General features: G+C 72.9%; 16 protein-coding genes. 7 read left to right on the top strand and 9 right to left on the bottom strand.

What is annotated here, in order from left to right; all coding sequences use genetic code 11:
• Position 1: 1 nt before the first annotated feature.
• Positions 2 to 1309, bottom strand: a complete 1308-nt coding sequence (locus ACQEU6_RS09625) for an aminotransferase class V-fold PLP-dependent enzyme (RefSeq protein ID WP_499330767.1) — start codon at positions 1307 to 1309, stop codon at positions 2 to 4.
• Positions 1302 to 2099, bottom strand: coding sequence for a hypothetical protein (locus ACQEU6_RS09630; protein ID WP_499330768.1), 798 nt, complete (start codon positions 2097 to 2099; stop codon positions 1302 to 1304). Before ACQEU6_RS09630 ends, ACQEU6_RS09625 begins: the two co-directional genes overlap by 8 nt.
• Positions 2100 to 2375: 276 nt before the next feature.
• Between ACQEU6_RS09630 and ACQEU6_RS09635 the strand changes: the two genes are divergently transcribed.
• The 3 genes from ACQEU6_RS09635 to ACQEU6_RS09645 all read left to right on the top strand — a co-directional run bounded on the left by ACQEU6_RS09635 (position 2376) and on the right by ACQEU6_RS09645 (position 5003).
• Complete coding sequence (locus ACQEU6_RS09635) at positions 2376 to 3728, top strand: nucleotide sugar dehydrogenase (RefSeq protein ID WP_499330769.1); 1353 nt, start codon at positions 2376 to 2378, stop codon at positions 3726 to 3728.
• A gap of 81 nt (positions 3729 to 3809) precedes the next feature.
• The gene (locus ACQEU6_RS09640; RefSeq protein WP_499330771.1) at positions 3810 to 4718 is read left to right on the top strand and encodes a formylglycine-generating enzyme family protein; all 909 of its coding nucleotides are present in this window, start codon (positions 3810 to 3812) and stop codon (positions 4716 to 4718) included.
• Between the two features lie 9 nt (positions 4719 to 4727).
• Entirely contained in the window at positions 4728 to 5003 is a 276-nt protein-coding gene (locus ACQEU6_RS09645) for a MoaD/ThiS family protein (protein ID WP_499330772.1), read from the top strand.
• 39 nt (positions 5004 to 5042) lie between these two features.
• Here the strand turns inward: ACQEU6_RS09645 and ACQEU6_RS09650 are convergent, their stop codons facing one another.
• From ACQEU6_RS09650 to ACQEU6_RS09660, 3 genes are all read right to left on the bottom strand, one after another.
• On the bottom strand, positions 5043 to 6185 hold the full coding sequence (locus ACQEU6_RS09650; RefSeq protein ID WP_499330774.1) for a DegT/DnrJ/EryC1/StrS family aminotransferase: 1143 nt from the start codon (positions 6183 to 6185) through the stop codon (positions 5043 to 5045).
• An 80-nt stretch (positions 6186 to 6265) separates the two neighbouring features.
• On the bottom strand, positions 6266 to 7465 hold the full coding sequence (locus ACQEU6_RS09655; protein WP_499330775.1) for a macrolide family glycosyltransferase: 1200 nt from the start codon (positions 7463 to 7465) through the stop codon (positions 6266 to 6268).
• Between the two features lie 50 nt (positions 7466 to 7515).
• On the bottom strand, positions 7516 to 8256 hold the full coding sequence (locus ACQEU6_RS09660) for a class I SAM-dependent methyltransferase (RefSeq protein ID WP_499330777.1): 741 nt from the start codon (positions 8254 to 8256) through the stop codon (positions 7516 to 7518).
• Positions 8257 to 8389: 133 nt separating this feature from the next.
• Here ACQEU6_RS09660 and ACQEU6_RS09665 point away from each other — a divergent pair, with 133 nt between their 5' ends.
• Entirely contained in the window at positions 8390 to 9394 is a 1005-nt protein-coding gene (locus tag ACQEU6_RS09665) for a methyltransferase (protein ID WP_499330779.1), read from the top strand.
• Between the two features lie 15 nt (positions 9395 to 9409).
• On the opposite strand, the gene ACQEU6_RS09670 is transcribed toward ACQEU6_RS09665, so the two are convergent.
• Complete coding sequence (locus ACQEU6_RS09670) at positions 9410 to 11104, bottom strand: ABC transporter substrate-binding protein (RefSeq protein WP_499330780.1); 1695 nt, start codon at positions 11102 to 11104, stop codon at positions 9410 to 9412.
• 345 nt (positions 11105 to 11449) lie between these two features.
• Between ACQEU6_RS09670 and ACQEU6_RS09675 the strand changes: the two genes are divergently transcribed.
• From ACQEU6_RS09675 to ACQEU6_RS09685, 3 genes are all read left to right on the top strand, one after another.
• Entirely contained in the window at positions 11450 to 12787 is a 1338-nt protein-coding gene (locus ACQEU6_RS09675; RefSeq protein WP_499330781.1) for an aminotransferase class V-fold PLP-dependent enzyme, read from the top strand.
• Positions 12784 to 14544: an ABC transporter substrate-binding protein gene (locus ACQEU6_RS09680; protein WP_499330783.1), complete on the top strand. Its 1761-nt coding sequence runs from the start codon at positions 12784 to 12786 to the stop codon at positions 14542 to 14544. The genes ACQEU6_RS09675 and ACQEU6_RS09680 overlap by 4 nt, the downstream gene beginning before the upstream one ends.
• 83 nt (positions 14545 to 14627) lie before the next feature.
• Positions 14628 to 15866 (top strand): hypothetical protein, encoded by a 1239-nt coding sequence (locus ACQEU6_RS09685; protein WP_499330785.1) that lies wholly within the window; start codon positions 14628 to 14630, stop codon positions 15864 to 15866.
• Here the strand turns inward: ACQEU6_RS09685 and ACQEU6_RS09690 are convergent.
• The 3 genes from ACQEU6_RS09690 to ACQEU6_RS09700 form a co-directional block, all read right to left on the bottom strand.
• Positions 15847 to 16980, bottom strand: coding sequence for a nucleotide disphospho-sugar-binding domain-containing protein (locus tag ACQEU6_RS09690; RefSeq protein WP_499330787.1), 1134 nt, complete (start codon positions 16978 to 16980; stop codon positions 15847 to 15849). The genes ACQEU6_RS09685 and ACQEU6_RS09690 overlap by 20 nt on opposite strands.
• A gap of 153 nt (positions 16981 to 17133) precedes the next feature.
• The gene (locus tag ACQEU6_RS09695; RefSeq protein WP_499330789.1) at positions 17134 to 18357 is read right to left on the bottom strand and encodes a cytochrome P450; all 1224 of its coding nucleotides are present in this window, start codon (positions 18355 to 18357) and stop codon (positions 17134 to 17136) included.
• A gap of 95 nt (positions 18358 to 18452) precedes the next feature.
• The gene (locus ACQEU6_RS09700) at positions 18453 to 19154 is read right to left on the bottom strand and encodes a DUF899 family protein (RefSeq protein ID WP_499330790.1); all 702 of its coding nucleotides are present in this window, start codon (positions 19152 to 19154) and stop codon (positions 18453 to 18455) included.
• Positions 19155 to 19342: the final 188 nt, after the last annotated feature.

A 19342-nucleotide genomic window follows, 5' to 3' on the forward strand; every position in this document is an offset into this window, starting at 1 on the left:
GTCACAGGAACCGCGTCGTCGGGTGGTCGGCGGTCCACGTGCCGGGCCGCACCGAGCGCAGGGCGCCGGCCACGACGTCGATCTCCTCGGCGGTGTTGTACACGGCGAACGACATCCGCACGGTCCCGAGCAGGCCCAGCTCGTCCAGGAAGGTGCTCGCGCAGTGCACGCCGCTGCGCACGGCCACGCCGTGGCCGTCCAGATGGCCGCCGACGTCGTAGGGGTGGACGCCGTCGACGACGAAGGACACGATCCCGCTGGGCGCGGCGGCGGGGTCGCCGACCACCCGGACGCCGTCGATCCGCCGCAGCGCCTCGACCGCGTGCCGCACCAGCGCCTCGTCATGCCGCCGCACGGCGTCCCAGCCGAGGTCGCGGACGTACCGCAGCGCGGCGGCCAGGCCGACGGCCCCCGCGACGTTCGGGGTGCCCGCCTCGAACCGGGCGGGCCCGGGGACGTAGCGGACGGGCTCGGTGTGGCTCACGCCCTTCACCGTCCCCCCGCCGACCTGGTAGGGCGGCAGCTCCGCGAGCAGCTCCCGCCTGCCGTACAGCGCCCCGATGCCCATGGGGCCGTAGGCCTTGTGCCCCGAGAAGCAGTAGAAGTCGGCGCCGAGCCCGCGCACGTCCACCGGCGCGTGCGGCACCGCCTGGGCGCCGTCCACGACGACCGGGACACCGCGCCGGTGCGCCTCGGCGATCATCGCGCGCACCGGGTTGACGGTGCCGAGCACGTTGGACACGTGGGCGACGGCGGCGAGCCGGACGCGGGGGCCGAGCACGGCGGCGAAGGCCGCGGCGTCGACGGCGCCCCGCTCGTCGACGGGGGCGACCACCAGCTCCGCTCCCGCCCGTTCGCAGAGCCGCCGCCACGGCAGCAGGTTGGAGTTGTGCTCCATGCCGGTGACGACGACCTGGTCCCCCCGGCCGACCGTCCGGGCGCCGAAGCCGTCCGCGATCAGGTTCACCGCGTCCGTGGTGCCCCGGGTGAACACGATCTCGTCGGCGTGCTCGGCGCCGAGCGCCTGCCGCACCGTCTCGCGCGCCTCCTCGTAGCGGTCGGTGGAGGCCATGCTCAGCCGGTAGTACCCGCGGCCCACGTTGCTGTTGGCCGTCGAGTAGTAGTCGACGAGCGCGTCGAGGACCGCCTGCGGCTTCTGCGCCGTCGCGGCGTTGTCGAGGTAGACGAGCGGCTCGCCGCCCCGCCCGGTCGCCAGGATCGGGAAGTCGTCCCTGATGGATCGGGGAAGGAACGCCTGGTCCGCGAGCCGTGCCGGAGATCCCCCTCCTTGCGGCATCACGTCAGTCATCCGGACTCCTCTCAGACTGGAACAGGCTCGTGAACGCGTCGAGGAATCGCACCGGGAACGCGAAGACCTTCTGCTCCGGGTACGGGCGGCGGGCCGGCGGCAGGTGGCCGGGTTCGCCGGCGGTCGGCAGGCCGCCCGCGCCGTCCAGCAGGTGCGGGCCGTAGAAGAACCAGCAGATCTGACCGATCTGCTCGGTGAACAGGATCGGATGCACGTCCCGCGAGTACGTGTGCATGTGGCAGAAGGCCGCGAGGAACTCCCCCATGGGGCCGAATCCGTTGCCGAGCATCACGTGCCCGAAGATGTCGTGCACGGCCCGGAACAGGTCGTTGTGGCAGAACTCCACGCCGTCGACCACGACGCCCGACGGCCCGGCCAGCGGGTGGTCGCCGGACGCCGGCGACGGCCCGTGGCCTGAGCTGGTCAGGTAGACGTGGAGCCGCCCGGTCCGCAGCACGCTCTCGCGAAGGTCCCGCGATCCGCCGTAGGGCTGCCCCTCTCCGAGCCACGGGACGATCTCGATGCCGGCCTCGACGATCGACCGGAACTGGCGGAGGTTCTGCCGCTTCAACCGGTCGTAGCGCCGGTGCAGCCCCGCGTCGCCGCCGCGCAGGGGCGCGCGGTCGTAGTACGCCGCCACGGCCCGGCAGTAGTCCTCGTCCAGCCGGACGGCGGTACGGGCCAGCCGGCCGATCGAGGGGCCGCGTCCGCCCGCGGGGGCCCACTGGTCGACATGGCGCTGCGCCAGCGAGGACAGGTCGACGCCGGCAGGGCGTTCCTCGGTCACCATCTCCCGTTCCGGAGGTCACGAGCGCGAGGTCACTCACTTAACTATCATATAGCAAGTGATCGGACGACTCCAATGACCATGTCCAGGAGATCCCTGAAGACGGGCGGCGAAGCCAGAGGAACCGGTGGCCTCGCAGGCCAGCCGGGGGCATCATCACTTCAGTAATATATTGCAACTAGGTCCGCGATGCCGGAGCCGACCGGCGCCGTCCAGCGGCCGCGCGCACGCCCGCCCGGGCCACCGTCGACGGCGCGGAGAACGACGAGGAAGGCGATCATGGAATTCTTGTCAGATTCTCCCAGCCCGCGGATCGCGATCCTGGGGTTCGGCTACATCGGCTCGTGCCTCGGAGTGGCCCTGGCCGAGCGCGGTATGCGCGTCGTCGGCATCGACAGCGACGCGTCGCTGATCGCCGAGCTGCGCGCCGGACGCTGCCCGATCCCCGAGCCCGGGCTGGCCGAGGCGCTGGCGCCGCTGATGGCGCACGCGCGCCTGGAGTGCACCACCGACTACGGCGCCCTCGGGGACGCCGACGTCGTGCTCATCACGGTGGGCACGCCCGTCGACGGGAACGGCGCCCTGCTGACCGCGCAGCTGGAGGAGGTGTGCCGGCAGCTCGCGCTCCGGCTCCGGGCCGGCCAGCTGGTCATCCTGAAGAGCACCGTCGCCCCCGGGACCACCCGCACCCTGGTCGTCCCGCTGCTGGAGAGCGGCGGTCTGGTGGAGGGCCGGGACTTCGGCCTCGCCTACTGCCCGGAACGGCTGGCGGAGGGGGACGCGCTGGCCCAGCTGCGCGAGCTGGCGGTCGTCGTCGGCGGCTGCGGCCCCGGCAGCACGGCGGCCGCGGCCCGGTTCTGGAGGGCGGCGCTGGGCGTGCCCGTCCGGATCGTGCCCACGGCCGACATCGCCGAGATCGTCAAGCTGGCCAACAACTGGTGGATCGACGCGAACGTCGCGATGGCCAACGAGCTGGCCCGGTTCTGCGCGCTGTTCGAGGTCGACGTCATGGAGGTCATCGCCGCGGCGAACTCGCTGCCCAAGGGGGACGGGCGGGTCAACATCCTGCGGCCCGGCGCGGGCGTCGGCGGGCCGTGCCTGACCAAGGACCCGTGGATGACCTGGCGCACGGCGCGCGACCGCGGCGTCCGGCTGCGGACGGTCGAGACGGCGCGGCACGTCAACGACGCCATGCCCGAGTACGCCTACGAGGTCATCAGGGACGGCCTCGCCAAGATGGGCAAGGACCTGGCTACGGCGAGGATCGCCGTCCTCGGCGCCGCGTTCAAGAACGACACCGGCGACCTGCGCAACACCCCCGCCCGGGGGGTGGTCCGGGCCCTCCAGGCCGCCGGCGCGGAGGTGCGGGTCTTCGACCCCCTCGCGGCGAAGGAGCGGATCCGGTCGGAGGTGGGCGGCTCCCCCGCCGACGACCTCGAACAGGCGGTGGAGGGCGCCGACTCCGTCGCCTTCCTCGCCGGCCACCGGCAGTTCCGCCGCATCGACCTGGAACGGCTGCGGGGGCTGGTCGCGATGCCGTGCCTGGTCTTCGACGGGCGCATGCACTACCCGGCGGAGACCGTCCGGCGGCTGCGCGGACTCGGGTTCGGCTACCGCGGGATCGGGCGGTGAACCGTGGCACGGACGGCCCTACAGTGCTATATGTTTATATAGTTTCTGCTCGATGAGAACCATCGTCTACGGGATGGCGCTGTGGCAGACCACGAGACGGCGACGCGCGGCGGCGTGCAGGCCGGGGAGCCGGTCCTCGTCGAGGGGGCGGCCTTCCGGCTCGGATCGCCGGAGTGGGTGCTGGACTGGCTGGCGGAGCAGGACCAGCCCTTCCCCACGCCCTGGTTCCGCGACGAGACCCCGCAGACCCTCGTGGAGGTCGCGCCGTTCGTGATCGACCGCCACCCGGTCACCGTCGGCCGGTACGCGGCCTTCGTGGAGGGCACCGGCTACCGGACGGTCGCCGAGCGCCGCGGCTGGAGCCTGGTCTACGGGGCGGACTACTGGGAGGGGACCCCCGGCGCGTGCTGGCGCAGTCCGGCCGGGCGGGACACCGGCTACACCCCGCCGGACGACCATCCCGCCGTCCACATCGCGGTCGAGGACGCCGAGGCCTTCGCCGCGTGGGCGGGCGGGCGGCTGCCGACGGAGGCGGAGTGGGAGCTGGCCGCGCGCGGCCCCGAGTACCGGCTGTGGCCGTGGGGCGACGAGTGGTCGCGCGAGCGGACCAACACCACCGAGCTGCGCCTGGGCGACGCCGCCCGGAGCGCCGCCGAATGGCGCGCGTGGTGGAGGTCGCTCCACGGCGACCGGGGCCCGATCCCGTTGACCACCCCGGTCGGCAGTTTCGGGCCGCACGGCGACAGCCCCTACGGGGTGTCGGACATGGCGGGCAACGTCTACGAGTGGACGGCCTCGCCGAGCCGGCTCTACGGCCCCTCGCCCGACTGCGACGCGTCGCTCCTGAGCGTGATGGACCGCTTCCGCGTCATCCGCGGCGGCTCCTGGATGAACCTGCGCTACCAGGCCCGGACCAGCGAGCGCCTGCACGGCGACCCGACCGGATGGGCCTGCTTCGCCAGTGGTTTCCGATGCGTCCGCGACCCGTGAGGATGCCCCATGCCCCATCTCATCGTCCCCGGCAGCTGGCACAACGTGACCTCCGGCAAGGTGCGCTCGGAGATGCCCGCGGCCACCCTGCGCGAGCTCCTGGAGACGTTCGTGCGCTCGCACCCGGAGGCTGGCTACCGGCTGTACTCCCCGGCCGGCGACCTGCTGCCCTACCACCTGTTCCTCGTCGACGGCGAGCAGGTGCCCCGCGCGACGCCGCCGGACGACGTCGCGCTCGCGCCCGGCAGCCGCGTCGAGATCATCCCGCCGCTGGCGGGAGGCTAGGCGTCCCGCCCGGCGGGCGCGGCGGGCGCGCCGCGCCCGTCACCAGCCCGACCTGATCGTGTCCGCGATGCGGCCGCGCTCCTCCTCCGACAGCCACCAGCCGACGGGCACGTACACCACGCGGTCGTGCACGCCGTCCAGGCCCGGGAGCCCGGCCCGCGCCGCGGCCACGCAGCTGTGGGCGTCGTTGCGCCGGGAGATCACGCTCGTCATGATGCCGGCGTCGGCCATCTTCCGCATGAAGGACGTGCGGTCCGACACCTTCAGCGGATAGGCCCAGAACGAGGGCTCCCGGTCGTCCGCCCGCTCGGTGTGCTCGACGCCCGCGATCCCCGACAGCTCCTTGTCGTAGAAGGCGGCGTTCCTGCGCGTCCTGGCGAGCAGGCCGTCGACGATCTCCAGGTTGGACAGTCCGATCGCGGCGGAGATGTCGTTCATCGGGAAGCGGTAGCCCCATTCGGCGACGTCGTAGTCGCCGTGCACCCGGTCGGCCTGCCGCTCGATGCCGAGCCAGCGGCGCAGCCGGGCCCGCCGGTGCAGGTCCTCGTCGGGGAGCACGATCAGGCCGCCGCTGCCGCAGGAGAGGATCTTGATGGCGCCGAAGCTGTACACGCAGACGTTCCCGTGGCTGCCGAGCGGCGCCCCCCGGTAGGTCGCGCCCCACGCCTGCGCGCAGTCCTCGATCACCACGGGGCGGAACCCGTGGGCCTCCTCGGCCCGGTCGACGATCTCGCGCAGCCGGTTCAGGTCCACCGGATATCCCAGCCAGTGGACGACGACGATCGCGCGGGTGGCCGGCGAGATCTTCGCGGCGAGGTCGTCGAGGTCGATCGTCAGCGTGGCGGGATCGACGTCGACCCAGCGCACGCGCAGCCCGTGGGCGAGGATCGGCCAGTTCGTGGCCTCGAAGGTCAGCGGCGTGCTCAGCACCTCGCCCGGACCGGCGGCGGAGGGCTGGGCCGTCGCGGGGAACCGGTCGGGGTCGGCCACCATGCTGAGCGCGAGGTGGAGGCCGGAGGTTCCGCAGTTGACCGCGAGGACGCGCGGGTTGCCGAGGCGCAGCGCCACGGCCTTCTCGAACTCGGCCACCTTCGGTCCGTGCTCCAGGCGGCCGCTGTCGAGCACCTCGGAGATCCGGCCGAGCGCGTCCGGCGCCATCGCGACCTTGAACAGCGGAATCATCGCGGACTCCCTCTCGTCAGGACGACACCCGACCCTTTTTAGTACTTGTTTTTAAAGTTACGGCGCGGCCTTCGCCCCGGTCAACGTCCCCGCGCGAGATAGGCTTCGATCACCTCGGCGGCCCGGGCGGCGCCGCCGGCCCGCGCCGTGTGCTCCCGCATGCGGCGCACCCGGTCCAGCGTGGCCCGGTCGCCCGCCACCTCCTCCACCGCCTCGCGCAGCCGCGCGCCGGTGAACTCCGCCGCGGGGACCACGGTCCCCAGCCCCAGCTCGCCCACCCGCCGGGCCATCGGCTTGACGTCGAACGTGAACGGCACGACGACCATGGGCCGGCCCACGATCAGCGCGTCCATCACGGCGCCGATGCCGCCGTGGGTGACGAGCAGCCGCGCGTGTTCGAGCACGGCGGGGAGGGAGACCCACCGGTGCGCCTCGACGTTCGCGGGCAGGGAACCGAGATCGCCCGTTCCGACCCGGTCCCCCAGGGCCATCACCACGTGCCAGGGCGCGCCCTCGAACGCCTCCGCGCACTGCCGGTAGAAGTCGGGATGGTCGTTGAACGTCGTCCCCAGCGAGATCAGCACCACCGGCGCGCCGTCCTCCGGGGGCCGCCACGCGCCGGGCCGGTCCTCGGGCGCGGCCGAGCGCCCGACGAACGCGAACCTCTCGTCGAAGGTGTCCTCCGCGATCTGGAACTTGCGGGGGATGAACACCAGGTTGAGGTTCTCGACCCGGTCCGCGAACTCCCCGGCCCGGTCCCGGAGGCCGTACCCGGCGAGCAGGCCGGCCAGCCTCTCGCCGACGACGGCCTGGGTGCGCTCGTCGACGCCGCCGGTCTCCTCGATCATCTCCCGCGAGTAGGAGTAGGCGTGGTTGGAGGCGAAGCCCGGGTTCATCCGGCACGCGGGGCGCTTCCAGACGGCCGCCAGCGCCTGGCCCGCGATGATCGGCACCTCCCCGTACAGCACCAGGTCCGGCGCGTCCTCGGCGTAGTGCGCGTGCGCGGCCCGCAGGACGGCCTCGTTCTCCGCGAGGTACAGCAGGTGGGGCCGGGCGGGGTCGTCGTCCGCGAAGGCCTCGGCCGCGCCGGAGGCCCCCGACTCGTAGGGGATCGCCGTCGCGCCGGCCCGCTCGACCAGCCCGGCGTACTCCGGCGACGTCACGTAGCCGACGTCGTGCCCGCGCCGGACCAGCTCCGACACCACCGGAAGGGTGGGGAGCACGCTGCCGTGGTTGGCGACGTTGACAAGGGCGATTCGGTGGGCCGCTGCGCTCCGCATGGCGGTAGCATCGAGCCATAACTATATTAAAGTCAAGTGATGATGCCGGCTCAGGCGCCCTCGGCGCGGACGCCGACGAAGAGCCCGGGCCCGTTCGGGCGGCCGCCGGCCAGCGAGAAGCCGGGCACGAACTCGACGGTGCAGCCCGCCCCCGCGAAGGCGGCCTCGTACCGCTCCCGGGGAAGCAGGTACTTGACGATCACGTCGGCGAACTCCCGGAATCCGGACGAGTCCACGACCGTGAACCTGATCTCCACCCGGCTCCTGTCCCCGTGCCTCGCCGAGTGCGTCATCCGCGAGACCACCCGGCCGTCCTCCTGGAACAGGTGCCCGGCGGCATGCCCGTCGAGGAAGTCCTCGGGGAAGTACCACGGTTCGACGATCAGGACCCCGCCCGGGGCCAGGTGCGCCGACATCCTGGCGACCGAACCGGCCATCTGCTCGGGCGACTCCGCTTCGGCGAGCGCGCTGCCCATGCAGATGACCGCGTCGAAGGTCCGGTGGAGTTCGAAGTCCCGCATGTCGCCGGCGTGCACCGCGACGCCGGGCAGCCGCCCCCGCGCGACGTCCCGCATGGCGGGCGAGCGGTCGAGTCCTTCGACGCGGTCGAAGTGCCCGGCGAGGGTCTCCAGATGGGCGCCGGTGCCGCACGCGACGTCGAGCAGGGAGCGCGCTCCCGGGAACCGGGACCGGACCAGCCGGTTCAGCCCCTCGGCCTCCCCCTCGAAGTCCTTCCCGCGGTCGCGGAACACCGGATCGTAGAGTTCGGCGTGCGCCGACCCGTAGCTCATCGGGCGTCCTCCGCGGGGGATCGGGGCGAGGCCGCTCACCGTTGCTTGCGACCCAAGTTACTTTATATTCATAGAGTAAGTAGTCGGTCGGGTCGAGCCACGGCGGGCCGCCGCCGGGAGGGAGCAGGGGCCGATGGACGCGCAGCAGTCCGCGCTCTTCCTCTTCGAGGAGGCGATGGGGTTCACCTACGCGGCCGCGCTGCGCGCCGCGGCGGAACTCGGGGTGGCCGACCACCTGGCCGAGGGGCCGCGCACGACGGCCGAGCTCGCCGCCGCCACCGGAACGGGACCGGGGGCGCTCTACCGGATCCTGCGCCTGCTCGCGGCACGGGACGTGGTGCACGAGGACGGGCCGGGGCGGTTCCGGCTGACCGCCAGGGGCGACGCGCTGCGCGCCGACGCCCCGATGTCCGCCCGCGCGGGGATCCTGATGTTCACCGACCGGATGTTCTGGGACACCGCCCACGCGGCCGCGACCGTCGCGCGGGACGAGACGACGACGTTCGAGCGGCTCTTCGGCACGACGATCGGCGGCTACTTCGCGGAGAACGCCGACACCGAGGCGCTCTTCTACGACGGCATGGCGACGGTCTCCGAGGCCGAGAACGCCCTCGTCGCCGGAAGTTGCGCGTTCCCGCCGACCGGCACGGTCGTCGACGTCGGCGGCGGCAAGGGAGGGTTCCTGCGCGCCGTGCTGCGCGAGAACCCGGGGCTGCACGGCGTCCTCCTCGACGAGGAGGAGCACGTGCTCGGCCACCACCTGCTCGGCGGGGACGACATCGCCGGCCGCTGGCAGATCGCCGGCGGAGACTTCTTCGCCTCCGTCCCCACCGCGGACGTGTACCTGATCAAGCGCATCCTGCACAACTGGGACGACGAGAAGTGCGTGGCGATCCTGCGCAACTGCCGCCGGGCGATGAAGCCGGACGGGCGGGTCATCGCCGTCGACGCGATCGTCCCGGCCGGGAACGAGGCCCACCAGAGCAAGCCGATGGACTTCATGATGCTCGCGGCGCGAACCGGGCAGGAGCGCACCGAGGCGGAACTGCACCCGCTGTTCGAGGCCGCCGGCCTGCGGCTCGCCCGCGTCCTGCCCACCGCCTCGGTCATGTCGATCGCCGAGGGCGTGCCCCTCTGACCGCCGACCCGCGGCTCAGCCGGGCGGGTCGAGCCAGATGCACGCCGCGTCGAGCCAGCGGTCCACCTGCGGCAGCGGCAGGCCGTTGCGCACGCGCGCGCTGGTCATGTGGGGGATGGTCGGCTCGCAGGCCAGCACGGGCACGATCGCGACGTCCTCGATGACCTGCCGGTCGATCCGGTGCCACAGCTCCTCCGCCCGCGCCGGATCCCCTTCGGACAGGGCCTCCTCGATGAGGCGGTCGACCTCGGGGTTGCGGTACCCGCCGTAGTTGCTGGTGCCGGCGGCGAAGTTGGACTGGAACATCGGCTGGACGTAGGCGCGGCCGTTGTTGCCGAACCAGTCGGGCGTCCACGCCGCCGCCGTGATGTCCCACTCGCCGGCCTCGGCCATGGCCGGGTTCTGCAGGAACCGGTAGTACTCGTCGGGCTGGCTGATCAGCCGCAGTTCGACCGCGAACCCCGCCTTCTCCAGGTCGGCGGCGTAGTACCGCGCGATGTCGGCGTGGGGGGCGTCGGCGCGGTACAGGACCTTCACGGCGAGGCCGTCGGGATACCCCGCCTCGGCGAGCAGCGCCCGCGCCCGCGCCGGATCGCCGTGGTCCCCCGGCGTCGGATAGCGGTCGTACTCGCGGTGCCCGAAGTTGCCCGGAGGGATCGCCGTGTGCGCCGTCTGCGTCACCGTCCCCAGGTCCATGTCGTCGAGCAGCCGGACCATGGAGGCCTTGTCGACGGCGTACGCGACGGCTCTGCGCACCCTGACGTCGCGCAGCGCCCCGCCCTCGTTCGGGCTCTTCAGGTTGAACACCAGGTAGGGGTTCATCGCGTACCCGAGATGCCGGTCCGCGTCCGGGGGGCGGCGGTCCTCGCTGATGACCGGCGCGCCCCACGAGAGGTCGGCCTCTCCGCTGCGGATCGCCTCCCGCACCCGGTCGTCGCCGACGCGCGCCATCCGCACGTCCAGGCCGTCGACGTACTGGTGCCGCAGCGGATCGGTGTCCTGCCGCCACACCGGGTTCCGCTCCATGGTCAGGAAACGGCCGTTCTCGTAGCCGGTGAGGCGGTACGGGCCGTTGGAGCGGATGTTCGCTATGAACTCATCACTGTCCGGGACGAACCGGTCGTACTCGCGCGGCGCCGCCGACGCGAACATCATCGACAGCAGGTTCAGCAGGTCGTTGGCGGGCCGCACCAGCTCGACGACCAGGGTGCGGTCGCCGTCGGCCCGCAGGCCGGGGATCTCGTGCGCGTTCTGGTAGCCGGCCAGGTCGGCGGCCGACGGGGTCCGGCCGGCGAACGCGCGCCGGTATCCCTCGGCGAACTCCGCCATCCCCCTGATCGTGCTCGTGTAGTAGGCGATCGCCCCGGCGCCGGCCACCGGGTTGCACATCCGCTTGAAGCCGCGCACGAAGTCCCCGGCCGTCACCTCGCGCGGCGGGTCGGTGTCCCACATGACGCCCGGGCGCAGGCGGATCCGGTACACGAGCCCGTCCGGGCTCATCCCGCCGTTGGCGACCGTCGGCGACTCCGCGGCGACGTCGGGGACCGGGGTCAGCGCGGTCTCGTCCACGGCCGTCGGGTAGCCGAACAGCTGCCGCGCGAACAGCCTGATGATCTGGTGCGAAAAGGCGTAATAGGCGCACGCAGGATCGACATGGTCCATTCCACCCGGTCCGAAGTAGCGGAGAGTGCCGCCGTAACGAGGCTCCACACCGATCACCTTCCGTGCACGCCACCGGGCCCGCGGACACCGCCGGCGACCCGCCTGTCCCCTGCCGGAGATTACCATCGTTTCTTAAAGTCAGATAGGAACGCGAGACCGGCCCGCGGCCTGCGCGCCGCCCGTCCGCCGCCCGTCCGCCGCTCTCCGCGGCACCCCCGGATCGGGCACGCGTCCCGACATCCGCGATGGTCATCGCCAGGACGCCGGGACACGGTGCGCGATCCCGCCGCCGGCGCGCGCAATGCCCTCATCCGGGGTCCATTGGCCAAGTAACTTCAAAAACATATTGTATTGTGAGGGAGACTGGTCATCCGCACGTGGAGGGGGTCACTCGTGACACAGTCCGTGAAGCCCGACGAGCGCAGCGTCCCGGACCCGGGCGCGGCGGCGAACGGCGGATCGCCGCGGCGGCTCCGCGACGCGCCCTGGGAGAGCATCCGCGAACTGTTCGCCCTGGATCCGACCACGATCCATCTCAACACCGGCACCGTCGGGGCGATGCCCTACGAGGTGCTCGACACGATCGACCGGGTGACCCGCGAGTGGACCGGCGGGCTGGCCGACGTCTACAAGCCCTCCGGCTACTACGAGCACCGCGCCGCCATCGGCCGGGCGTTCGGCGTCGACCAGGACGAGATCGTGATCTGCCACAACGCCACCGAGGGCGTCGCCCGCATCATCCAGGGGCTCGACCTCCACGAGGGCGACGAGGTGGTCACCACGAGCCACGAGTGCTACTCGGTGCTGTCGAACTTCAACCTCGTCCGGAACCGGTACGGCCTGACCATCAAGACGCTGACGATGCCGACGGGCTACGACGTCACGGCCGACGAGATCGTCGACCTGTTCGAGGCGGCCATCACCCCCCGCACGAAGGTGCTCGCCTTCGCCGGGATCACCCTGTTCACCGGCACGATGATGCCGATGCGCCGGCTGTGCGAGCTGGCGCAGCGGCACGGCCTGACCACGGTGATCGACGGCGCGCTGCTGCCGGGCCTCGTGAACCTGGACATGCGGGCGCTCGGCGCCGACTTCATCGCGTGCTCGGGGTCGAAGTTCCAGTGCGGCCCGCTGGGGACCGGCATCCTCTACCTGCGCAACAAGGTCTTCCCGGAGTACAACCCGCTGCCGCTGCCGACGTTCTGGCCGGTGATCTCCACCTGGTACCCGATGATCGGCAGTCCTCCGCCGCGGACGAGGACCTCGGTCGAGAGCGACGACACCGCCCTGTACGTGCAGAGCGCTGGCAGCGCGAGCATCGCCCGGGGCGCCGCGCTGGCGCGGGCCTGCGAGATCTGGGACGAGATCGGCCGGGACCGCATCGAGCGGCGCGCGATGGAACTCGGCGACCACGCCCGGCGGCGCCTCGTGGAGGCCTTCGGCAAGGAGGCGATCTTCTCGCCGGGCGAGGACCCGCTGCTGAAGTCCCCCCTCATCGCCTTCAACCCGTTCCGCGACCCCGAGGCCGCCTGGAACATCAAGAAGTTCACCGCGTTCACCGACCGGCTGGAGCGGGAGCACCGCATCTGGATCCGGTGGACCGAGTTCGACGTCCCGGGCTCGCCGCACCAGCACTACGCGGCGCGGGTCTGCACCCACCTGTTCAACACCCGCGAGGAGATCGACCGGGCGATCGGCATCATGGCCCGCCTCGGCGAGGAGATGTCATGACCGTGTCCGAGCGGCCCCAGGCCGCCCGGTGGAGCGAGGACCCGGCGCGGGCCGGCGGGACGCTCCGCCTCCACGGCCCCGCCCCCGTCCACCGCCTCGACCCGTCGGCCTCCCACCAGGAGCCCGCCGGCCAGATCATCCGGCTGTTCGCCCGGCAGCTGTTCGGCTACGCCCCCGCACCGGACCTGCGCGACTGGCGGGCCATCGCCCCGGCGCCCGACCTGGCGACCGACGTCCCGTCCACCTACAACACCGGGATGGGGGCGCGCCACACGAACTACGTGGTGCACCTTCGCCGCGGCGTGTACTGGGACAGCGCGCCCGCGCGGGAGGTCACCGCGCACGACGTCGTGCGCGGGCTGAAGCGTCTGGCCAACCCGCTCACGAGGCCCGCCGCCCTGCCCTACTTCACCAGCACGATCAGAGGCATGGCGCAGTACTGCGAGGACTACGCCGCGGCGATCCGCCGCGACGACCCGAGTGCCGAGGAACTGGCGGCCTTCCAGAACTCCCATGACATCCCCGGCGTCCTCGTCCTGGACGAGGAGTCGCTGGTCATCGAGCTCATGCGGCCGGCCATCGACTTCGCCGCCATCATGGCCCTGCCCTGCGCCTCGCCCGCCCCGGTCGAGTACGACGCGTTCGTGCCGGGCAGCCCGGAGCTGCACCGCAACCTGCGGAGCAACGGGCCGTACCGCCCGGTCCGCCTCGTGCCGGGCCGCGAGCTGCGACTCGAACCCAACCCCGTGTGGCGGCAGGAGTCCGACCCGCTCCGGAACCGGTACCTGGACGGCGTCGAGGTCACGGTCGGGGACGCGGCGCCGGAGCGCGTCGCCGCGCGGATCGCGTCGGGCGCCGCCGACCTGCCATGGGGCGTGCGGGTCGCCGGGCCGCACGCCGCCGAGCCGGCCGATCCGGGCGACGGCCTCGGCCTCTCCCTCGACCCCTACCTCGTCTTCAACGTCCGGAGCCCCGCCGCGGGCGGCGCGCTCGCCGACGCCAGGGTGCGCCGGGCGCTCTCGTACGCGGTCGACAAGGCGGCGATCGCCGGCCTGTACCGGCGGTCCGGCGGCGGCGCGCGCGTGCGGACCGCCGGCTCCGTCGTGCCGCCCGGCAACGACGCGCACCAGGAGCTCGACCTCTACGCGACGCCGGGTAGCCGGGGAGACGCGCGCAAGTGCCGGGCACTGCTCACCGAGGCGGGCCACGAGGACGGCCTGGCGCTCACCGCGGTCCATCTCGACACCGATCTGGACGCCGCGGTCGCGCGGTCGTACGCGGCCGACCTGGAGAAGGCGGGCGTCACCGTCCGGCTGGTGGCGCTCGACCACGACGCCCGGGACGCCCTGCTCGGGGATCCGCGGCGCGCGGCGGCGGGAGAGTGGGACGTCGCGGCCGCGTCATGGTCGCCCGACTGGTACCCCGCCAACGGCCGGGTCTTCCTCCAGCCGATGTTCCAGTCGGGCGACTCCCGCAACTCCGCGAACCGGGGCCGCTACCGCCGTCCGGAGGTCGACCGGCTGATCGAGCGGGCGCTCGCCACGATCGAGGAGCCCGCGCGGTCCACCGCGGCCTGGAACCTGGCCGAACGGGCGGTGCTGGAGGACGCCGCGGTCGTGCCGATCCTGTTCCAGCGGCCCGCCGCCCCCTGCCTGTGCGGCGCGCGGGTGCGGGGCGCGATCCCGATGCCCGCGCTCGGTCACGCGTACGACCTCGCCGGCGTCTGGCTCGACCCGCCGGACGACCCCGCGCGGTGACGGCGGCGGACGGCGCTGCGGCGGACGGCCCTGCGACGAACGACACGGCGGCGAACGACACGGCGGCGAACCAGGGAGCGCGCATGCGTGAAGAGGTGGTGACCGAGTACCTGAGCCTCGGGCTGCGGTTCGGCCGGCTCGCCGACGGGTTCGTCGACTCCTGGTACGGCGACCCGGAGCTGGCCCGCCGGGTGGACGCCGAACCGCGGCCGGGCGCGGCCGGGCTGGCCTCCGAGGCCGCCCGGCTGCGGGCCGCGCTCCCGGACAGCGGCCTGGCCGAGCCGCGGCGCCGGTTCCTGTCCGCGCAGCTCGCGGCGCTGAACTGCGCCGCACGCCGGATGGCCGGGGAGGAGATCGCGTTCGGGGACGAGGTCCGGACGTACTTCGGGGTCGACATCGAGCTCGGCGAGCCCGACCGCTACGCGGAGATCCACGACGCGATCGGCGCGCTGCTGCCGGGCGCCGGGGACCTGCGCGCCCGTACCGCGGCGTTCTACGAGCGCAACGCCGTCCCCCCGGACCGGCTGGCGCGCGCCGTCCAGGCCGTGTCCGGCGAGCTGCGCGCCATGACCCGCACGGTGTTCGGCCTGCCGGAGCGGGAGAGCGTCGAGTACGTGGTGGTGCACGACAAGCCCTGGAACGCCTACAACCGCTACCTCGGCGATTTCCGCTCCAGGGTGGAGCTCAACGCGGAGGCGGGCCGCACGATCGCCGCCCTGCCGCTGCTGGCGATCCACGAGTCCTACCCCGGGCACCACACCGAGCACTGCCGCAAGGAGGCCGGCCTCGTCGACGGCGCCGGCCACGACGAGCACCTGATCTCGCTGGTCAACACCCCGCAGTGCCTCATGGCCGAGGGAACCGCCGAGATGGCCGACGCGGCGGTCCCGGGGCCGGGATGGGGCCGGTGGACCGCCGACGTCCTCGCCGGCGCCGGCGTGCGGGTCGAGGGCGAGCTGGTGGAGGAGGTCCTGCGGCTGATCCGGCTGCTGATGCCCGCGCGCCAGGACGCCGCCGTCATGCTCCACGACCGCGGAGCAGACCCCGACCAGGTCACCGACTATCTGGAGCGGTGGCTCCTGGTGCCTCCCGACCACGCCCGGCGGATGACGCGGTTCCTCACCGACCCGCTCTGGCGCGCCTACTCGGTGACGTACATCGAGGGCCCGCGGCTGGTGGGCGCGTGGCTGAACGCGGGCACGGGCCGGACGTCCCTCGTCGAGCGCTACCGGAGGCTTCTCGACGAGCCGCTGCTGCCGTCCGATCTGCGCGCGGATCTGGAAGCCGCGGACCGCGCGGACCTCAGAACAGGTGCTCGATGATGCGCTGAGCGGTGGCGGCGGGGGTGGGCAGCGTCGCCATCTCCCGCTGCACCTCCGCCGTGGCGGCGCGGACGCCCTCGTCGGTCATCAGCCGGGTGAGCAGGCCGGCGTCGACGTCCTCGCGTTCGCTCACGAACCCGATGCCCCGCTTGCGCACCGCGTCCAGGGTCGTGTGCTGGAACAGGTCCCTCGGGTCGGGTGTGATCAGCTGAGGGATGCCGGCGTCGATCGCGGCCAGGGCGGTTCCCCCGCCGCCGTGATGGACGATGGCGGTGCACGTGCCCAGCAGGAGGTGCAGGGGGATCCAGCCGACGGAGCTGACGTTGCCCGGCAGCGGACCGAGCGAGTCGATGTCGACCCCGCCGAGCGCCAGCACGAACTCCGCGTCCACGTCGGCGGCCGCGTCGATGATCGTGCGCATGGTCCCCGTCCCCAGCATCTGCAACTCGACCGTGCCCATGCTCACGGCGATGCGCGGCCGCCCGGAGGGCTGGGGCAGCCGGTCCCCGACGACCGCTCCCCCGCTGTGCGGCAGCCAGCGCATGAACCAGCCCTCCGGCTGCTCGCCGGCGAGCATGCTGGGCGGGAACTCCTCGATGGTGACGGCCGGCTTGGAGATGGACACGCCGTACCGCTCGCAGACGTCGGGCAGGTGGGCCGCGGCGGCCTCGTGCATGCCGCGGGTACGCCAGGCGCTCACGTTCCGCTGCACGGCGGGCGCTCCTGCGCGCGCCGCCGCGAACAGGCCCGCGGTGGTGCCCTGGTCGTAGACGACCAGGTCCGGGCCCCAGTCGTCGGCCAACGCGATGTTCCCGTCGATCAGGGGCCGGTTGATCGCGGCGAACCCGGGCCCCCACTCGTCGAGATTGATCGCCGGCTGGGTCGCTACCGTCCGGACGAACTCCGGGTGCTCTCGCGCCAGCCGCTCGTTGACGGCCTCCATGCTGAAGCCGGGCGCGGCGTCGACGATCTCCACGCCGGAGCCGGCCGCGCCCTCGGTGGGCCCCGCGATCGTGGCGATCACCTCGTGGCCGGCCGTGCGGAACGCCCAGGCGAGGTGAACGAGCGGGAAGAAGTGACCAAGACCTGGGTGAGAACAGAACATCACGCGCATATCCGGAAGATCCCTTCTTCCCCGTACCCCCGCCCGCGACGGGACCGGACGGCGCCCGGCTCGGACGCCGCGGCACAACGGGCGACACTATATGAACTTAAACTATGATCTTCCCTCGTTCAATGCCCGCGGCGGTGCGGAGGCGCGGGCGGCTCACCAGGTGACCGGGAGCTCGCGCACCCCGTAGATGTTCGCCTTCTCCTTGAACGACAGCGCGCCGAAGGGAACCGCCAGCCGCAGGCCCGGGAGTCTCCGGAAGAGGGCATCGAACACGATCTGCAGTTCCATCCTCGCGAGGCGGTGCCCGAGGCACCGGTGCCGGCCGACGCCGAACGCCAGGTGCCGCCCGCCGCCCCGGCCGACGTCGAACTCGTCCGGGCGCTCGAAGACCTCCGGGTCGCGGTTGGCCGCCGGGCCCAGCACGACCACGCCCTCCCCCGCGCGCACCGTGACGCCGCCCACCTCGACGTCCGCCAGCGCCGTGCGCGCGGTCGAGGCGTTGACGACCGCCAGGTACCGCAGCAGCTCGTCGACGGCGCGCGGCGTCCCGGCCGGGTCGGCGACCATCGCCGCGAGCTGGCCGGGGTGTTCGAGCAGGGTCAGGACGCCGAGCGCGATCATGTCGGCGGTGGTGGAGTGCCCGGCGACGAGCAGGACGAACGCCATGCTCACGACCGCCTCGCGGTCGGCCGCGCCCTCCCGCCGCCCCGCGGCGATGAGCCGGCCGAGGAGGTCGTCGGGCGGGTCGCGCTCCTTGTCGGCCACCAGCCCGGCCAGCAGGGACCGGATCTCGTGCGCGGCCCGGGTGCGTTCCGCGGCCGGGGTGGCGTGGCTGAACATCCGCGCGGTGCGCTCCTCGAAGTGGCCGTGCGCGCGGTAGGGCACGCCGAGGAGCTCGCAGATCACCAGCGACGGCACCGGAGCGGCGAGTTCGCGCACCAGGTCGACCGGGCGCGGGGCGGCCGCCATCAGGTCCAGCCGCCGGTCGACGATCTCCTGGACGCGCGGGCGCAGCGCCTCCGTCCGCCCCGGCGAGAACTCGGCGCGGACGGACCGCCGGGCGGCCGTGTGCTCCGGCGGGTCCATCCAGTTCATCGGCGGCCGGAAGCCGCGGAAGGACGCCTGCCGCTCCTCCTCGGTGACGGGCGCGAACCGGGGGAACCCCTCGCGGCGCCGGTCGACGCTCATCCGCGGATCGCTGAGGACCTTCCGCGCGTCCTCGTGCCGCGCGACCAGCCACGCCCGGTTCCCCCCGGCCATGCGAGCGCGGACCGCGCGCCCCTCCGACCGCAGCCGCTCGTACTCCGGCGGCAGGCTGAACGGGCACGCGCGCGGGAAGGGGAAGACGCCGGCGTCGGCCGCGGGTTGAGTCGTCATCGGTGACCCCCGGTCAGCTCGATACTAAGAAAATATATACCGAATCTGCCCGAGGTCGGGAGTGCGCGCTCGATGCGCCCGGCGGCCGGCGGGGTTCAGCCGCGCCCGGCGTAGGCGTTGCCGGCGTACCAGTCGCCGCGGCCGCCGGGCAGGAGGTCGAGGACGTTCCAGACCGGGGAGAGCAGGTCGATGCCGCGCTGGGCGCCGTCGAGGAAGTCGGCCGGCAGCGTGTAGGAGTGGCGGACCCGCCCGTCCTCCCGGACCAGAACGCTGATCATGGGCCGCTGCGCCCCGTCCGGGCGCTCGGCGTTCATGTCGGCGTTGAACTCCGTGCCGTGACTGGACAGCACGCGCACGTCGCCCCACCCCCTCCGCCGCGACCAGGCGCGCAGCTTCGGCAGCGGCGCCTTGCCGATGACGGCGAAGGCGGTGTGCTGCGCCAGGTGCGCGGCGACCCCGTTGAAGCCGTCCACCCACATCGAGCACATCGGGCAGGCCGCCTCGTCGTCGGGGTGGAACATGAGGTGGTAGACGACCAGGGTCTCGTGGTCGCCGAAAAGGTCGCGAAGAGACACCGCGGCGGTCGGCTCGTCCTTCTCGAGGTCCGCCGGCCCCTCGGTGAAGGAGTAGTCGCCGAGAACGGGGCCCCGGGGCATCCGGCGCCGCGCGGCGGCGACCTCCTCGACCCGGTCGCGCAGCAGCCTTTCGGCCTTCGCCAGTTCGATCCGCGCGTCGATGTACTCCTGGCTCGTCCCCACCGGCCACATCGGCGGGATCTCCGGCTCGTCGTCGCTCATCACTGGCCCCTTCGAGTCCGTCTGCGGCACGGGTCGATTCGACAACGGACTCTACGATAATGAAGGCGCCGACGTGCGGCGTTCGCCCCCGTCCGGCGGCGCGGCGGCCGGAGAAGAAGGCCGGCCTCGGTTACCCCGGCGTCCCCGAATGCGGGAAGAGATCAGCCGATAGGCCACTATCCGCCGCA

Origin of the sequence: Spirillospora sp. CA-108201, assembly GCF_050936235.1 — a bacterium.
GTDB lineage: Bacteria > Actinomycetota > Actinomycetes > Streptosporangiales > Streptosporangiaceae > Spirillospora.